This is a genomic window from Hydrogenophaga sp., from assembly GCF_041913525.1.
Taxonomy (GTDB): domain Bacteria; phylum Pseudomonadota; class Gammaproteobacteria; order Burkholderiales; family Burkholderiaceae_C; genus Hydrogenophaga.
Genome location: NZ_JAYSFD010000004.1, coordinates 36,775 through 50,001, shown reverse-complemented (window position 1 = coordinate 50,001; position 13,227 = coordinate 36,775). Strand labels below are relative to the sequence as shown.

The 13,227-nt window shown below is 70.1% G+C and carries 15 protein-coding genes; 7 read left to right on the top strand and 8 right to left on the bottom strand.

Annotated features, from left to right (window positions below; genetic code table 11):
- The first annotated feature begins 77 nt into the window (after window positions 1–77).
- From ACE3RQ_RS07050 to ACE3RQ_RS07040, 3 genes are read left to right on the top strand one after another with little or no spacing between them, the layout of a single operon-like run.
- Window positions 78–1,148 (top strand): XdhC family protein, encoded by a 1,071-nt coding sequence (locus tag ACE3RQ_RS07050; RefSeq protein ID WP_374521251.1) that lies wholly within the window; start codon window positions 78–80, stop codon window positions 1,146–1,148.
- A 5-nt stretch (window positions 1,149–1,153) separates the two neighbouring features.
- Window positions 1,154–1,816, top strand: a complete 663-nt coding sequence (locus tag ACE3RQ_RS07045) for an NTP transferase domain-containing protein (protein ID WP_374521250.1) — start codon at window positions 1,154–1,156, stop codon at window positions 1,814–1,816.
- Window positions 1,817–1,876: 60 nt separating this feature from the next.
- A complete protein-coding gene (locus ACE3RQ_RS07040) occupies window positions 1,877–2,992 on the top strand; it encodes a helix-turn-helix domain-containing protein (protein ID WP_374521249.1) in 1,116 nt (371 codons plus the stop codon).
- A 6-nt stretch (window positions 2,993–2,998) separates the two neighbouring features.
- On the opposite strand, the gene ACE3RQ_RS07035 is transcribed toward ACE3RQ_RS07040, so the two are convergent.
- Window positions 2,999–3,790, bottom strand: coding sequence for a TOBE domain-containing protein (locus ACE3RQ_RS07035; RefSeq protein WP_374521248.1), 792 nt, complete (start codon window positions 3,788–3,790; stop codon window positions 2,999–3,001).
- A 76-nt stretch (window positions 3,791–3,866) separates the two neighbouring features.
- Here ACE3RQ_RS07035 and modA point away from each other — a divergent pair, with 76 nt between their 5' ends.
- From modA to modC, 3 genes are read left to right on the top strand one after another with little or no spacing between them, the layout of a single operon-like run.
- Window positions 3,867–4,625 carry a molybdate ABC transporter substrate-binding protein gene (gene modA / locus ACE3RQ_RS07030; RefSeq protein ID WP_374521247.1) on the top strand — a complete coding sequence of 253 codons (759 nt, stop codon included), beginning with the start codon at window positions 3,867–3,869 and terminating at the stop codon, window positions 4,623–4,625.
- A complete protein-coding gene (gene modB / locus ACE3RQ_RS07025; RefSeq protein WP_374521447.1) occupies window positions 4,622–5,305 on the top strand; it encodes a molybdate ABC transporter permease subunit in 684 nt (227 codons plus the stop codon). Before modA ends, modB begins: the two co-directional genes overlap by 4 nt.
- Complete coding sequence (gene modC, locus ACE3RQ_RS07020; protein ID WP_374521246.1) at window positions 5,302–6,399, top strand: molybdenum ABC transporter ATP-binding protein; 1,098 nt, start codon at window positions 5,302–5,304, stop codon at window positions 6,397–6,399. The genes modB and modC overlap by 4 nt, the downstream gene beginning before the upstream one ends.
- 24 nt (window positions 6,400–6,423) lie before the next feature.
- On the opposite strand, the gene ACE3RQ_RS07015 is transcribed toward modC, so the two are convergent.
- From ACE3RQ_RS07015 to ACE3RQ_RS06995, 5 genes are all read right to left on the bottom strand, one after another.
- Complete coding sequence (locus tag ACE3RQ_RS07015) at window positions 6,424–6,645, bottom strand: bacterioferritin-associated ferredoxin (protein WP_374521245.1); 222 nt, start codon at window positions 6,643–6,645, stop codon at window positions 6,424–6,426.
- Between the two features lie 99 nt (window positions 6,646–6,744).
- Window positions 6,745–7,221: a bacterioferritin gene (bfr, locus tag ACE3RQ_RS07010; protein ID WP_374521244.1), complete on the bottom strand. Its 477-nt coding sequence runs from the start codon at window positions 7,219–7,221 to the stop codon at window positions 6,745–6,747.
- A gap of 92 nt (window positions 7,222–7,313) precedes the next feature.
- A complete protein-coding gene (locus ACE3RQ_RS07005) occupies window positions 7,314–8,135 on the bottom strand; it encodes a substrate-binding domain-containing protein (RefSeq protein WP_374521243.1) in 822 nt (273 codons plus the stop codon).
- Complete coding sequence (locus ACE3RQ_RS07000; RefSeq protein ID WP_374521242.1) at window positions 8,132–8,896, bottom strand: ATP-binding cassette domain-containing protein; 765 nt, start codon at window positions 8,894–8,896, stop codon at window positions 8,132–8,134. Before ACE3RQ_RS07000 ends, ACE3RQ_RS07005 begins: the two co-directional genes overlap by 4 nt.
- A complete protein-coding gene (locus tag ACE3RQ_RS06995) occupies window positions 8,893–9,621 on the bottom strand; it encodes an ABC transporter permease (RefSeq protein ID WP_374521241.1) in 729 nt (242 codons plus the stop codon). Before ACE3RQ_RS06995 ends, ACE3RQ_RS07000 begins: the two co-directional genes overlap by 4 nt.
- A 117-nt stretch (window positions 9,622–9,738) precedes the next feature.
- Between ACE3RQ_RS06995 and ACE3RQ_RS06990 the strand changes: the two genes are divergently transcribed.
- The gene (locus ACE3RQ_RS06990) at window positions 9,739–10,857 is read left to right on the top strand and encodes a substrate-binding domain-containing protein (RefSeq protein WP_374521240.1); all 1,119 of its coding nucleotides are present in this window, start codon (window positions 9,739–9,741) and stop codon (window positions 10,855–10,857) included.
- Between the two features lie 19 nt (window positions 10,858–10,876).
- Here ACE3RQ_RS06990 and ACE3RQ_RS06985 read toward each other — a convergent pair whose 3' ends face one another.
- Complete coding sequence (locus tag ACE3RQ_RS06985) at window positions 10,877–11,914, bottom strand: MBL fold metallo-hydrolase (RefSeq protein WP_374521239.1); 1,038 nt, start codon at window positions 11,912–11,914, stop codon at window positions 10,877–10,879.
- Window positions 11,915–12,007: 93 nt separating this feature from the next.
- The gene (coaBC, locus tag ACE3RQ_RS06980; protein ID WP_374521238.1) at window positions 12,008–13,222 is read right to left on the bottom strand and encodes a bifunctional phosphopantothenoylcysteine decarboxylase/phosphopantothenate--cysteine ligase CoaBC; all 1,215 of its coding nucleotides are present in this window, start codon (window positions 13,220–13,222) and stop codon (window positions 12,008–12,010) included.
- Window positions 13,223–13,227 lie beyond the last annotated feature (5 nt).

The following is a 13,227-nucleotide window of genomic DNA, read 5'->3' as shown; positions in this document are numbered from 1 at the left end:
GGCACCCGGTTCACCCAACGGGGACAGCACCAGGCCCTGCACGCGCGGGTCGCGTCCTTCACCCACTTTCATTGAGCATGGAAAACCTTGACGTCACCGTTCTGCGCACCCTGCACCAGTGGCGCGCCCAAGGGCACCGCGCCCTGCTGGCCACCGTGGTGCGCACCTGGGGCTCGTCGCCCCGCCCGGTGGGCTCCACCATGGCCTTGTGCGAGAACGGCGCGGTGGTGGGCTCGGTCTCCGGTGGCTGCATCGAAGACGACCTGATCTACCGCTACAGCCGCGTGCACGCACCGCACAGCGCCACCACCGGCCTCACGCACGACATCCCCACCGGACCGCCCGAGCGCGTGACCTACGGGGTCACGGCCGACGAGGCACACCGCTTTGGCCTGCCTTGTGGCGGCACACTGGAACTGGTGCTGGAGTTCGACCCCGACCCCGCCAGCCTGCAAGCCCTGCTGGAGCAACTCGCGCGTGGCCAGCTCATGCAGCGCAGCACCCACCTGGGCAGCGGCGCCGTCACCCTCACCCCGCTGACCGCGCCCGCGCCGCTGCGCGAAGAAGGCGGCGTGCTGCACAACACCTTCGGCCCCGAGTACCGCATGCTGCTCATTGGCGCCGGGCAGCTCACCGAGTACCTCAGCACCATGGCTTTGTTCAGCGGTTTTGAGGTCACGGTGTGCGACCCGCGCGAGGAATACCGCGAAGGCTGGCGCGTGCCCGGCGTGACGCTCTCGAAGGAAATGCCCGACGACCTGGTGCGCACCTTCGGCGTGGACCGGCGCACCTGCGTGATCGCGCTCACCCACGACCCCAAGCTCGATGACCTGGCGCTCATCGAGGCCCTGGAGACCGAGGCCTTCTACATCGGCGCCATCGGCTCGCGGCGCAACAACGAGGCCCGCCGCCAGCGCCTCATCGAGCACTTTGGCCAGACCGACGAGAGCCTGGCGCGCCTGCGTGGGCCCATCGGCCTGTACATCGGCAGCAAGACCCCGCCCGAAATCGCGGTGAGCGTGATGGCCGAGGTGCTGGCCACCAAGAACGGCGTGATCCTGCCCAGCAGCGTGGCGGTGGGCCCGGCCAAAGACGCCGAAGGCGCGCTGGCCAGCGCGCCGGTCTGCGGCGTGCCGCGCGCGGCCTGAGCCCTATGACCAGTCCCCGCCGCCTCTGCGCCCTGCTGCTGGCCGCTGGCGCCGGCTCGCGCATGGGCTTCGTGCCCAAGCCCCTGATCGAGGTGGACGGCCAGCCCCTGTGGCAACGCCTGCTGCTCGCCGCCCGCCAGGCCGGCGCCCAAGAGGCCGTGGTGGTGCTGGGCCACCACGCCGAGCGCTTGGCGGCCTCCATCGCCCAATGGCCTGCGCAAGAGCGGCCCCAGGCGGTGACCAACCCCCAGCCCGGGCCCGACCCCACCGACTCGCTGCACCTGGGCCTGGCCGCCATCGCGCAGCAAGGCCCCTGGCCCGAGCGCCTGCTGGTGCTGCTGGCCGACCAGCCCGGCCTGCAAGCCGCGCACCTGCGCGCCGCCCTTGACGCCTTCGAGCAGCGCCCGGCCGGCGCGCAAGCCCTGGTGCCCACGGTGCAAGGCCAGCCCGGCCACCCCATCGTGCTGGACGCCCAGGGCTGCGCCACCCTGCATGCCCGGGGCCGTGGCGGCGTGAAGGCCTGGCGGCGCGAGCACCCCGAACAGGTGGCCACTTGGGCGGCCCACGCGCTGGCCCATGTGCAAGACCTGGACGAGCCGGCCGACCTCGCGGCGCTGACCGCCGCCACCGGCCAGCGCCTGAGCCTTCCACCCTCGGGAAAGCCCTGAGGCCGACGACACGGTGATGCCTCGCGTCCGGCCGTCACCGCTGGTGTAATGGCCGCTGACATGGCTGCACACGCCCTCCCCCACCATGGCGCCGCCGACCGTCTGGCCCTGATCGACCAGGCACGGCGGCGATTTCTGCTGGCCCGCGAGGCGGGGCCGGCCCCGGCGCTGGCCCCTTGGCTGCAGCGCTCCTGGCAGCGCTGCCTGGAGCGCGGCCTGGAGCCCACCCGCGCGGTGGAATTCCAGGCCGTCACGCCCTCGGGCGTGCGCCAGGCGCTGGAGCACAACCAATGGCTGCTGCAAGCCGCCGCGCCCGTGCTGCGCTCGCTCTCGCGCGCCGTGGCCCACACCCGCTACTTCACCCTGCTCACCGACGCGCGCGGCGTGGTGATCGACGTGAACGGCCCCATTGACCACCAAGATCCCCGCGCCACGCGCATTGCCCGCGTCGGGTTGGACCTGTCAGAAGCCACCGTGGGCACCACCGCCATCGGTGCCACCCTGGCCGAGCAACAACCGGTGTGGCTGCACCGGGGCGAGCACTTCTTTGACGACACCAGCGTCTACAGCTGCGCCGGCGCGCCCATCTGGGGCCCGGGTGGCAAATGCGTGGGCATGCTTGACCTCACCGGCGTGGCCGTGCCCGAGCAGCCCGCCTTGAAGCACCTGGTTTCGCAGGCCGCGCGCACCATCGAAAACGCCCTCACCCTGGCCCAGCCCCATGAGTTGCTGCTGCGCCTGAACTGGCCTGGGCGCGTGTTGGGAGACGACAGCGATGGCCTGGTCTGCCTGGACGCCGATGGCCAGATCACAGGCCTGAACCGCCCGGCCGCCGAGATGCTGGACATTGCCCCCGGCACCCCGCCCGGCCACGCCAGTGCCCACTTCGCCTTGCCCATCGATGGCCTGTTCGATGCCGCCCGCCACGGCAAGGCCGGCACCGAACTGCCACTGTGGTCGGGCCTGCGGGTGCAGGTGCTGGCCCAAACCCGGCGCGACGCCACGCCCGGGCAGCGGCGCAGCGCCAGTGCCCATGGCCTGCCCCTGAAAGACGTGGAAACCGCCCTCATCCGCAAGGCGGTGGACGACGCTGGCGGCAACGTGATGGACGCCGCGCGCGCCTTGGGCATCAGCCGCGCCACCCTCTACCGCAAGCTCAACGCCAAGCGGCGCTGACGGCCTTCAGCCCAGGGCCACCACCACCGCCGAAGCCGCCACCGAGGCGCCCGCCGGCTGGCCCGGCGCCAGGGCGAAGGGGTGTGGCGCAAACCCCACCCAGTGGCCACCGCCCGGCAAAGCCAGCACCACCTCGTCGCGCTCAAGGCCCGGGGTGACGCGCTCCACCACACCGTTGAAGCGGCAGACCGCCCACTCGCCCTCGGCCAGCGTGGCCTCGCCATGCGCTGGGCCCACCGACACCGCCGTGGCTTTGCACAGCAAGAGCACCTGCGCATCGGGGGCCAGGCCCAGCAGATCGGCGCTCTCGCGGGTGACGCTGGCGCACAGCCGCACGCCCCCTGCGGTGCGCGCCCGCACCCACACCGTGGGGTCTTGGTCCGACTCGGCGTGCAAGGCCTCGACCCGGCAGGCCAACTGGTTGCGCATGCTGGTGCGAAGGCCCAGCCCCAGCGCCAGACCGGCTTGGCCGGCGAAACGCGCCAGCACCGCCGCCCGCGCTTGCGCCAGGGCATCGGCCAGTTGCAGCAACTGCTCGCCCGCGGGCGTGATGCGCGCCCCACCGCCACCCGCGCCGCCCACGCTGCGCTCCACCAGCACCTGCCCGCTCAGGGCCGAGAGGGTTTCCAGCGCCTGCCACGCCGCCTTGTAGCTGATGCCGCACTCCCGTGCGGCCTGCGAAATGGACGCGCCGCCCGCGATATGGCGCAGCACGTCCAGGCGCTTGTCGGCGCTGGCATCGCTCAATGCGTCGGGCAGCCCCGCAAGGGGCATCTGGGGAAGGGGCGAAACGGGCATGGACAAGGGGTGGCCGCTATACTGCGCGCTATTCTATTTTGGAATAGCGACTGTCTTGGCGCTGCAAGGAGCCCGCATGTTCTCACGACACCTCCGCCTTTTCCTGAGCACCGCCGCCCTGTTGCTGGCCTCGTGGTCGGCCCAGGCCGCCCAGGCCACGGTGGCGGTGGCCGCGAACTTCGCCGAGCCCCTGCGTGCCCTGGCCGCCGTGCTGGAGAAAACCACCGGCCACCGGCTGGAGATCGTGGTGGGCGCCACGGGCCGGCTCTACGCCCAGATCGCCAACGGCGCCCCGTTCGACCTGTTCCTGGCGGCCGACCAGGCCACAGTGGCCAAGGCCGAGAGCGAAGGCCTCACCGTGCCCGGCAGCCGCTTCCTGTACGCCACCGGCCAGTTGGTGCTGTGGTCGGCCCGGCCCGACCTGGTGGACAAACAAGGGCAGGTGCTGCGCCAAGACGGCTGGCGCCGCCTGGCCGTGGCCAACCCGCGCACCGCGCCGTATGGCGCGGCGGCCATGCAAACCCTGGCACAACTTGGCTTGACCCAGGCCCTGGCGCCGCGCCTGGTGCAGGGCGAAAGCATCGCGCAGACCTACAACTTCGCCCACACCGGCAACGCCGAACTGGCCTTCGTGGCCCTGTCTCAGGTGCTGGAAGGTGGCCGTCTCAAGAGTGGCTCGATGTGGGTGGTACCGGCCCAGTACCATGAGCCGATCCGCCAGGACGCCGTGCTGCTCAAGCGCGGCGCCCGCAATGAAGCCGCCCGCGCGCTGGTGAAGCTGATGCAAAGCCCGGCCGGCCAAGACCTGATCCGTTCCTTCGGCTACACCTTCTGATGCTCACCCCCGACGACTGGCAAGCCATTGGCCTGACGCTCAAGGTCGCCACCACCACCACCGCCATCCTGCTGGTGCTGGGCGTGCCGCTGGCCTGGTGGCTGGCCACCTCGCGCTCGTTCTGGCGCCACCCGGTGGGCGCGCTGGTGGCCCTGCCGTTCGTGCTGCCGCCCTCGGTGCTGGGCTTTTATGTGCTGGTCGCCCTTGGCCCCAATGGGCCGGTGGGCCAGTGGACGCAGGCCATGGGCTGGGGCCTGCTCACCTTCAGCTTCAGCGGGCTGGTGGTGGCCTCGGTCTTCTATTCGCTGCCCTTCATGGTGCAGCCGGTGCTGACGGCCATGCAGTCGCTCAACCCGCGCGCCCTGGAAGCCGCCGCCACCCTCCGCGCCTCGCCACTGGACCGCTTCTTCACCGTGGTGCTGCCCCTGTGCCGGCCCGGCCTGATCGCTGGCGTGGTGATGGCCTTTGCCCACACCGTGGGCGAGTTCGGCGTGGTGTTGATGGTGGGCGGCAACATTCCCGGCGTGACGCGAACCGTGTCGGTGCAGATCTACGACCACGTCGAGGCCCTGCAATACGGCGACGCCCACCGCCTGGCCGCGCTCATGCTGGCCTTTGCCTTTTGCGTGCTGCTGGTGCTGCAACTGGTGCAGCGGCGCGCCACGGGGCCGCGACCATGAGCCCAACCGAACTGCGGCTGCAAGCCCGCCTGGACCGGGGCGACTTCTCGCTGGACATTGACCTGCGCCTGCCGGGCCAGGGGGTGACCGTGTTGTTCGGCCCCTCGGGCTCGGGCAAAACCACCTGCCTGCGCGTGCTGGCCGGGCTGGAGCCCAAGGCACAGGCCCGCGTGGAGGTGGGCGGCGAGGTCTGGCAAGACAGCGCGCAACGCCGTTTTCTGCCCACGCACCGGCGCCCGCTGGGTTATGTGTTCCAAGAGGCCAGCCTGTTCGATCACCTGACCGTGCAGGCCAACCTGCGCTATGGCTTTGACCGCACGCCCGCCACCCAGCGCCGCCACGCCTGGGACCACGGCTTGGCGCTGCTGGGCATCGAGCACCTGCTGCAGCGCCGCCCGCACGAACTCTCGGGTGGCGAGCGCCAGCGCGTGGCCATTGCACGCGCCCTGGCCAACAGCCCGCGCGTGCTGCTGATGGACGAGCCCCTGGCCGCGCTGGACGCCACGCGCAAGGGCGACATCCTGCCCTGGCTGGAGCAGCTGCACGAGGCGCTGGACATTCCCGTGCTCTACGTGACCCACTCGCTCGACGAAGCCTTGCGCCTGGGCGACCAGCTCGTGCTGCTGCAAGCCGGCCGCGTGCAGGCCCAGGGCCCGGTGGCCGAGCTGCTGGCCCGCTCCGACCTGCCCCTGGCCCATGGCGACGGCGCCAGCGCCCTGGTGGCCGCCGAGGTGGCGGCCAGCGACGAACCCGGCATGGACCGCCTGCGCTTCGAGGGCGGCGCGCTTTGGCTGCCCCGCGCCCGCCAAGAGCCCCCCGCCGTGGGGCGCCGGGTGCGCGTTCGGGTGCAGGCGCGCGACGTGACGCTGTCCCTGGTGCCACCCGAGCAGAGCAGCGTGGTGAACGTGCTGCCCGCCACCGTCACCGACCTGAGCCCCGATGGCCCGGCCCAGGTGCTGGTGGGGCTTCAGGTGGGTGAGGCGCCCGGCACGCGGCTGCTGTCGCGCATCACGCAGGCATCGGCCGCGCGGCTGGGCATTCGGCCCGGCCGGGCGGTGTGGGCGCAGATCAAAGGGGTGGCCATGGTGCGCTGAGGCTGGCCGTGGTGGCCGCCTCGCTCAGACGCTGAGCACCTGGCGCGCGTCCAGCGGCTCGCGCTGCAAGTGGGCCACCGGCTGGCCCGGGGCGCACTCGGCCCACACGGCGCGGGCGCAGCCCTCGCACTGGCCGCACTGGGTGGCCACGCCCAGTTCCAACTGAATGTCGTCAAACGCCATGCCCGAGCGGGCGCAATGCGCGATGGTTTTGTCGCTGACGCGGCGGCACACACAAACAATCATGGCGGACAGAAAAACTGGCTTGGATGTCGCGAATGATAATTCCTCTCATTCGCGAACACAAGCCAGTGAGCCGCCGCCGGTCGGGCCGGCTGGACGGGCTCAGCTCACCGAGCCCATCTGGCTTTGCAGGTAGTTGGGCAGGCCCACCTTGTCGATCAGCTCGATCTGGGTTTCGAGGAAGTCGATGTGCTCCTCGGTGTCGTCCAGGATGTGCTGCAGCAGGTCGCGCGAGACGTAATCGCGCACCGACTCGCAGTGGGCAATGCCCTCTTTGATGGTGGCCTGCGCCGCCGTTTCCAGCGCCAGGTCACAGCGCAAGATCTCCGGCACGTCTTCGCCAATCTTGAGCTTGCCCAGGTCTTGCAGATTGGGCAGGCCGTCGAGGGTGAAGATGCGGTCCATCAAGGCGTCGGCGTGCTTCATCTCGCCGATCGACTCGCTGTATTCCTTGGCCGCCAGCTTGTCCAGGCCCCAGTGCTTGAGCATGCGGTAGTGCACGAAGTACTGGTTGATGGCGGTCAGCTCGTTCTTGAGTTGCGCCTGCAGGTGCGCGATGGCTTTGGGGTCGCCTTTCATGGCTGTGCCTTTCTCGTTGGGCTGGGAGGGGGCCATTGTCTTCCCGATCGGCGGCGAAGTCGCCTCAACTCGAAGCGACGCGGGGGCGAGCCTTATTTCGTGGCGTTCGGGAAAAACAACTGCTCGCCGCCGATCTTGTATGCCGCAATCGCCGCCTGGCCGGCCGGGCCGGTGACCCAGTCCACGAACTTCTGGCCCTCGGCCGTCTTCACCTGCGGGTGCTTGGCGGCGCTCACCAGCATCATGCCGTATTGGTTAAACAGGCGCTTGTCGCCCTCCACCAGCACGGTCAGGTCGGCGCGGTTCTTGAAGCTCAGCCAGGTGCCGCGGTCGGACAGCACGTAGGCGCCGGTGGGCGCGCTGGCGGCGATGTTCAGGGCCGGGCCCATGCCGCAGCCGCACTCCTTGTAGCCGCTGCCCTTGTTGGCATCGCTTTCGGCCATCTTCCAGAAGCGCAGCTCGGCCGCGTGGGTGCCGCTCTTGTCGCCGCGCGACACGAAGGGCGCGTTGGCGGCGGCCACCTTCTTCAGCGCCGCCACGATGTCGCTGCCCTTGGTCTGCGCCGGGTCGGCCTTGGGGCCGATCAGCACGAAGTCGTTGTACATCACCTCAAAACGCTTGGCCGCGAAGCCATCGGCCACGAACTTCTCTTCGGCCACCTTGTCGTGCACGAACAGCACGTCGGCGTCGCCACGGCGGGCCATGTCGATGGCCTGGCCGGTTCCCAGGGCTACCACCTTCACGTCGATGCCGGTGGCCTTCTTGAAGGCTGGCAGGAGGTGGCCGAACAGGCCCGACTGCTCGGTGGACGTGGTGGAGGCCACCACGATGCTCTGGGCCAGGGCGCTGGCGCTGGCCAGCAGGCTGGCCGCACCAATGGCGGTGGCGATGGCGAGGCGTTGGAAGGCAATCACAGGCTTTCTCCTTGAACAAACAAATGGGCTTGCGGGCAGTGCGCCCGCAACAGGTCGTGATCGAAAAAGTCGCGCACCGGCAGGTCGGCCAGCAGGTGGCCTTGTTCTAGGTACACCACGCGCGTGGCCAGGCGCTTGACCTGGCCGAGGTTGTGGCTACTGAACACCAGCGTGGGCGGGGTGGCGCGGCCGTTGGCAGCGTGGCCGGTGAAGGCGTCGATGAGGGCCTCGACCTCGCGCTTGGCGTGCGGGTCCAGGCTGGCGGTGGGCTCATCCAGCAGCCACACATCGGGGTCGATCGCCCACACGCGCGCCAGCGCCACGCGCTGCTGTTGCCCGCCCGACAAAGCCCGGCCGCTGCGCCCGGCCACCGCCGACAACTCCACCTTTTGCAGGGCCAGTTGGGCGCGTTCCTTGGCCGCCTTCCAGGGCATGCCCTGCAGCCACAGGCCCAGGGCGATGTTTCGCAACACGTTCATGCGCAACAGGTGCGGCCGCTGAAACAGCATGGCCACGCGCTGGCGCGGTGGCGTGAGCATCTCGCCCGCGCTCAGCGGCAGCAGGCCGTGCAAGGCGCGCAGCAAGGTGCTTTTGCCGCTGCCGTTGGCGCCCACCAGGGCCACGCGCTCACCGGGGCGAATGCACAGGCGAATGTCGTGCAAGGTGGGCACCGGCCCACGGCCCAGGCGCACCTGCACGGCCTTCAGGTCAAAGCAGGGCTGGGCCAGGGCCACCGGGGTCACCACGGGCAGGCCACTCATGCCAGCACCACCACGGGCCCCGTGCCATCGGCGCGCTCGCGCCAGCGCCGCAAGCCCGAGACCACGGCATTGAGCAGCAGCACCACCGCCAGCAGCACGATGCCCAGGCCCAGGGCCAGAGGCAGGTCGCCCTTGCTGGTCTCCAGCGCGATGGCGGTGGTCATGACCCGGGTGAAGCCGTCGATGTTGCCGCCCACGATCATCACCGCGCCCACCTCGGACACGGCGCGGCCGAAGGCGGTGATCACCACCGTCAGCAAGGCGTAGCGCTCGTCCCAGGCCAGCAGCAGGCTGCGCACCGCCGTGCCGGCGCCCATCGACCTCAGCTGTTCGCCATGGCTGCGGTCAGCGTCTTCCACCACCTGCCGGGTGAGCGCCGTGACCAGGGGCAGCACCAGCACCGATTGCGCCAGCACCATGGCCTGGAAACTGAACAACCAGCCCAGGTGGCCCAGCGGCCCCGAACGCGACAGCAGCAGGTAAATCACCAGGCCCACCACCACCGAGGGAATGGCCAGCAAGGTGTTGAGCACCGTGAGCACCCACTCGCGGCCCGGAAAGCGCGCCGAGGCCAGCCAGGCGCCCAGCAGCAAGCCCGCGCTGCAGGCGATCAGGCAGGCGGTGGCGCTCACGGCGAGCGAGCGCGTCACCACCGACCACAAGGCGGCGTCTCCGGCCCAGACCAATTGCAGCGCGGTGCTCACGCTGTCGGCAAACGTGTTCATAAGGGCCGGGAGCTTAGCCAAGTTCCCCCGCCGTTGCAGTACGCAATTACTTCATATGAATTGGCCTGCATAGGCTGCAAGGCCAGCCCTGAGCCGCTTGCGGCACACTCCCCGTTCATGCGCAAGATTGAGCTGTCCTACTCCCTGAGCCCCCGCCGCACCGACCGCCCGGCCCTGCTGCGCAACCCCATGATGGACGTGCTGCACGCGGTGCAGGCCAGCGGCTCCATCTCGGGCGCGGCGCGCATGCAGGGCTTGTCGTACCGGCACGTGTGGGGCCAGCTCAAGGAATGGGAGGCCGACCTCGGCCAGGCCCTCATCTTCTGGGAACGCGGTCAGGCCGCCCGCCTCACGCCTTTCGGCGAGCGCCTGCTGGCGGCCGAGCGCCTGGCGCAGGCGCGCCTGGGCCCGCAACTGGAGAGCCTGCGCGCCGAGCTGGAGCGGGCCTTTGCCGTGGCGCTGGATGGGCACCCATCGGAAGGCCCGAGCGAACTCATCACCCTGTACGCCAGCCACGACCACGCCCTGATCGAGCTGCAAGAGTTCGCTGCCGCTGAGCCCGGCCCCCAGCGCGGCGATCCGCCGCTGCACCTGGACATCCGCTTCTGCGGCAGCGTGGACGCGATTCGTGCCCTGAACGAGGGCCGATGCCAACTGGCGGGCTTCCACACCCAGCCCTTCGCCGCAGCGGGCAGCCTGAGCGCGCGCACCTACCGGCCGCTGCTCAAGCCCGGTCTGCACAAGATCATCGGTTTTGCCCGCCGCGCCCAGGGCCTGATGGTGGCGCGCGGCAACCCGCTGCGCCTGCGAACCATTCAAGACGTGGCCCGCCTTCAGGCCCGTTTCGTCAACCGCGCGAAAGGCACTGGCACGCGCCTGCTGCTCGATGAGCTGCTGGCCCAGGCCGAACTGCCGCCGCAAGACATCGCCGGTTACGAGCGGGTGGAAAGCTCGCACGCGGCGGTGGCCACGGCCGTGGCCAGCGGCAGCGCCGACGTGGGCCTGGGCACCGAGTACGCGGCCAGTGCGCAAGGCCTGGATTTCGTGCCCCTGACCGAGGAGCGCTACCTGCTGGTCTGCCTGAAAAGCGCGCTCGACACGCCGCCGCTTCAGGCCCTGCTGCGCCGCCTGCGCAGCAACGCCTGGCAACAGCGCCTGGGTGGCTTGCCGGGCTACGCGCCCGACCACTGCGGCGAGGTGGCCGCCATGAAGCGCCTGCTGCCCTGGTGGGACTGAGCCGGGCCCGGGCCCGCGATCAGAACGCCTCTTTCTCGGCCTCCAGGTAGGCCAGGCTCACGTACTTGCCAATGTTGCTGTCAAAGCCCTGCATGGTCTTGGCGCGGCTGGCCACGCGCGGGTCGGCCAGCACGGCGGCGCGGGCAGCCTCCACCGGGGCGGCGTCTTTCACCGCCTTCAGGCAAGGCTCGTAGATGCCGGCCATGAAGTCGCCGTAGCGGCGCAGCAGGTCGCGGCTGGCCACGCCGTGGCCCGGCAGCCAGAGCTGATCGCCCGTGGCCTTCTGCAGCGCCTCGTAGTACTTGAAAGTGCCCACGTAGGAGCCGTCGTCCATGTTGGCGATGCGGTTGTCCATGGCGATGTCGCCCACGTAGGTGAGCTTGTCTTGCACCACCTCCATGCACAGGTCGGACGGCGTGTGCGCGCGGCCGTAGTGGTGCAGGCGAATCTGGGTGTCGCCAAAGTCGAGCACCTGGCCGTGTTCCACCGTGCGGTTGGGCGCCACCACCTGCGTGCCCAGGGTGGCCTGGTTGGTCCAGCGCTCCATCAGGCTGCGCCACAGGCTGCCCTCGGCACCGGCGATTTGCTCGCGGGTGTGGGCCAGCGCGTAGATGGGCAGGTCTTTGCCATAGGCCTCGACGAAGGCGTGGTTGCCCAGCCAGTGGTCACCGTGGTAGTGGCTGTTGAGCACCGCCACCACCGGCAGGGAAGTGACCTTTTTGATCATGCGAATGGCCATCTGGCCAATCTGCAGCGAACCACCGCTGTCCAGCACCACCACGCCCTTCTTCGTCACCACGAAGGTGACGTTGGCCATCATTCCCTGGTTGGCCTCGGTGGGGAAACCGTCCTTGGCGTAGATCAGCCACACGCGCTGGCTGAGTTGCTGCGGCGCGATGTCGGGCATGGGCGGGCCGGCAATGAACTCTTGCACCTGCTGGGCAAACAGGCGCACCTCGGGCACCGCCGCCAACGCGGCCGCGCCGAGGCCCAGGCCTCCCACATGGCGCAGCCACTGGCGGCGGTTGGACACGGCGGGGGAATCGATCGGGCTCATGGGCGGTCTCCTGGGTCTTGCATCAATAAGTGCATGCTTATTGATGAATCATAGCCCAGCCCCTTGCCTCCCGGCCCGTGCGGCCGAGGCCGTTCAGCGCGCGAGGCGGCGTGCGATCTCGGCCACGAGCTGACGCGCCAAGCCCAGCTTGGGGCCACGGGGCAGCTCGATGCTGCCGCGCTCGTCCACCAGCAGCAGGGTGTTGTCGTCGCGCCCGAAGGTCTCGGGGCCGATGTTGCCCACCAGCAGGGGCACGCCCTTGCGCTGGCGCTTGGCCTGGGCGTGGGCCAGCAGGTCGTGGCTCTCGGCGGCAAACCCCACGCAATACAAGGCGCCGCTGCGGGCCCGCTCGCTGGCGGCCACACCGGCCAGGATGTCGGGGTTCTCCACAAAGTGCAGCGCGGGCACGTCACCCGAGCCGTCCTTCTTGATCTTCTGGTCGGCCGAGGTGGCCGGGCGCCAGTCGGCCACTGCGGCCGCCGCCACGAACACGCTGGCCTGCGGCGCGGCCGCCTGCACCGCCGCCTGCATCTGCAGGGCCGAGCGCACGTCCACCCGCTGCACGCCGCGCGGCGTGGGCAGGGCCACCGGCCCCGTGACCAGGGTGACCTGGGCACCCGCCTCGCGGGCGGCCCGGGCGATGGCGAAACCCATCTTGCCGCTGGAGAGGTTGGTGAGGCCGCGCACGGGGTCGATGGCCTCGAAGGTGGGGCCGGCGGTCACCAGCACGTGCTCCCCACGCAGCAGCTTGGGCTGGAAGCGGGCCACGATTTCGTCCAGCAACTCGTCGGGCTCCAGCATGCGGCCATCGCCGGTTTCGCCGCAGGCCTGGTCGCCCACGCCCACGCCCAGCACCTGCGCGCCATCGGCCTGCACCTGGGCCAGGTTGCGTTGCGTGGCGGGGTGGGCCCACATCTCGCGGTTCATGGCCGGCGCCAACAGCAGTGGCACCGTGCCACTCGGCCGGGCCAGGCACATCAGCGACAAGAGCTCGTCTGCCCGACCCTGGGCCAGCTTGGCGATGAAATCGGCGCTGGCCGGCGCCACCACAATGGCATCAGCCTCGCGGCTGAAGTTGATGTGGGGCATGTTGTTGCCCTCGCGCGCGTCCCATTGCGACACCACCACCGGCCGCCCCGAGAGGGCTTGCATGGTCACCGGCGTGATGAACTGGCAGGCCGCCTCGGTCATCACCACCTGCACCGTGGCGCCCGCGCGGATCAGGCCCCGGCACAGCTCGGCCGACTTGTAACAGGCGATGCCTCCAGACAGGCCCAGGACGATGTGTTTGCCAGCAAGGTCATTCATGGCGC

Bases quoted from the DNA above. Each gene is read 5' to 3' on its own strand.
- bfr (WP_374521244.1), bottom strand. From the start codon at position 7,221: ATGAAAGGCGACCCCAAAGCCATCGCGCACCTGCAGGCGCAACTCAAG.
- modC (WP_374521246.1), top strand. From the start codon at position 5,302: ATGAGCCCAACCGAACTGCGGCTGCAAGCCCGCCTGGACCGGGGCGAC.
- modA (WP_374521247.1), top strand. From the start codon at position 3,867: ATGTTCTCACGACACCTCCGCCTTTTCCTGAGCACCGCCGCCCTGTTG.
- ACE3RQ_RS06990 (WP_374521240.1), top strand. From the start codon at position 9,739: ATGCGCAAGATTGAGCTGTCCTACTCCCTGAGCCCCCGCCGCACCGAC.
- ACE3RQ_RS07035 (WP_374521248.1), bottom strand. From the start codon at position 3,790: ATGCCCGTTTCGCCCCTTCCCCAGATGCCCCTTGCGGGGCTGCCCGAC.
- ACE3RQ_RS07050 (WP_374521251.1), top strand. From the start codon at position 78: ATGGAAAACCTTGACGTCACCGTTCTGCGCACCCTGCACCAGTGGCGC.
- ACE3RQ_RS06985 (WP_374521239.1), bottom strand. From the start codon at position 11,914: ATGAGCCCGATCGATTCCCCCGCCGTGTCCAACCGCCGCCAGTGGCTG.
- ACE3RQ_RS07000 (WP_374521242.1), bottom strand. From the start codon at position 8,896: ATGAGTGGCCTGCCCGTGGTGACCCCGGTGGCCCTGGCCCAGCCCTGC.
- ACE3RQ_RS07015 (WP_374521245.1), bottom strand. From the start codon at position 6,645: ATGATTGTTTGTGTGTGCCGCCGCGTCAGCGACAAAACCATCGCGCAT.
- coaBC (WP_374521238.1), bottom strand. From the start codon at position 13,222: ATGAATGACCTTGCTGGCAAACACATCGTCCTGGGCCTGTCTGGAGGC.
- ACE3RQ_RS07045 (WP_374521250.1), top strand. From the start codon at position 1,154: ATGACCAGTCCCCGCCGCCTCTGCGCCCTGCTGCTGGCCGCTGGCGCC.
- ACE3RQ_RS07040 (WP_374521249.1), top strand. From the start codon at position 1,877: ATGGCTGCACACGCCCTCCCCCACCATGGCGCCGCCGACCGTCTGGCC.
- ACE3RQ_RS06995 (WP_374521241.1), bottom strand. From the start codon at position 9,621: ATGAACACGTTTGCCGACAGCGTGAGCACCGCGCTGCAATTGGTCTGG.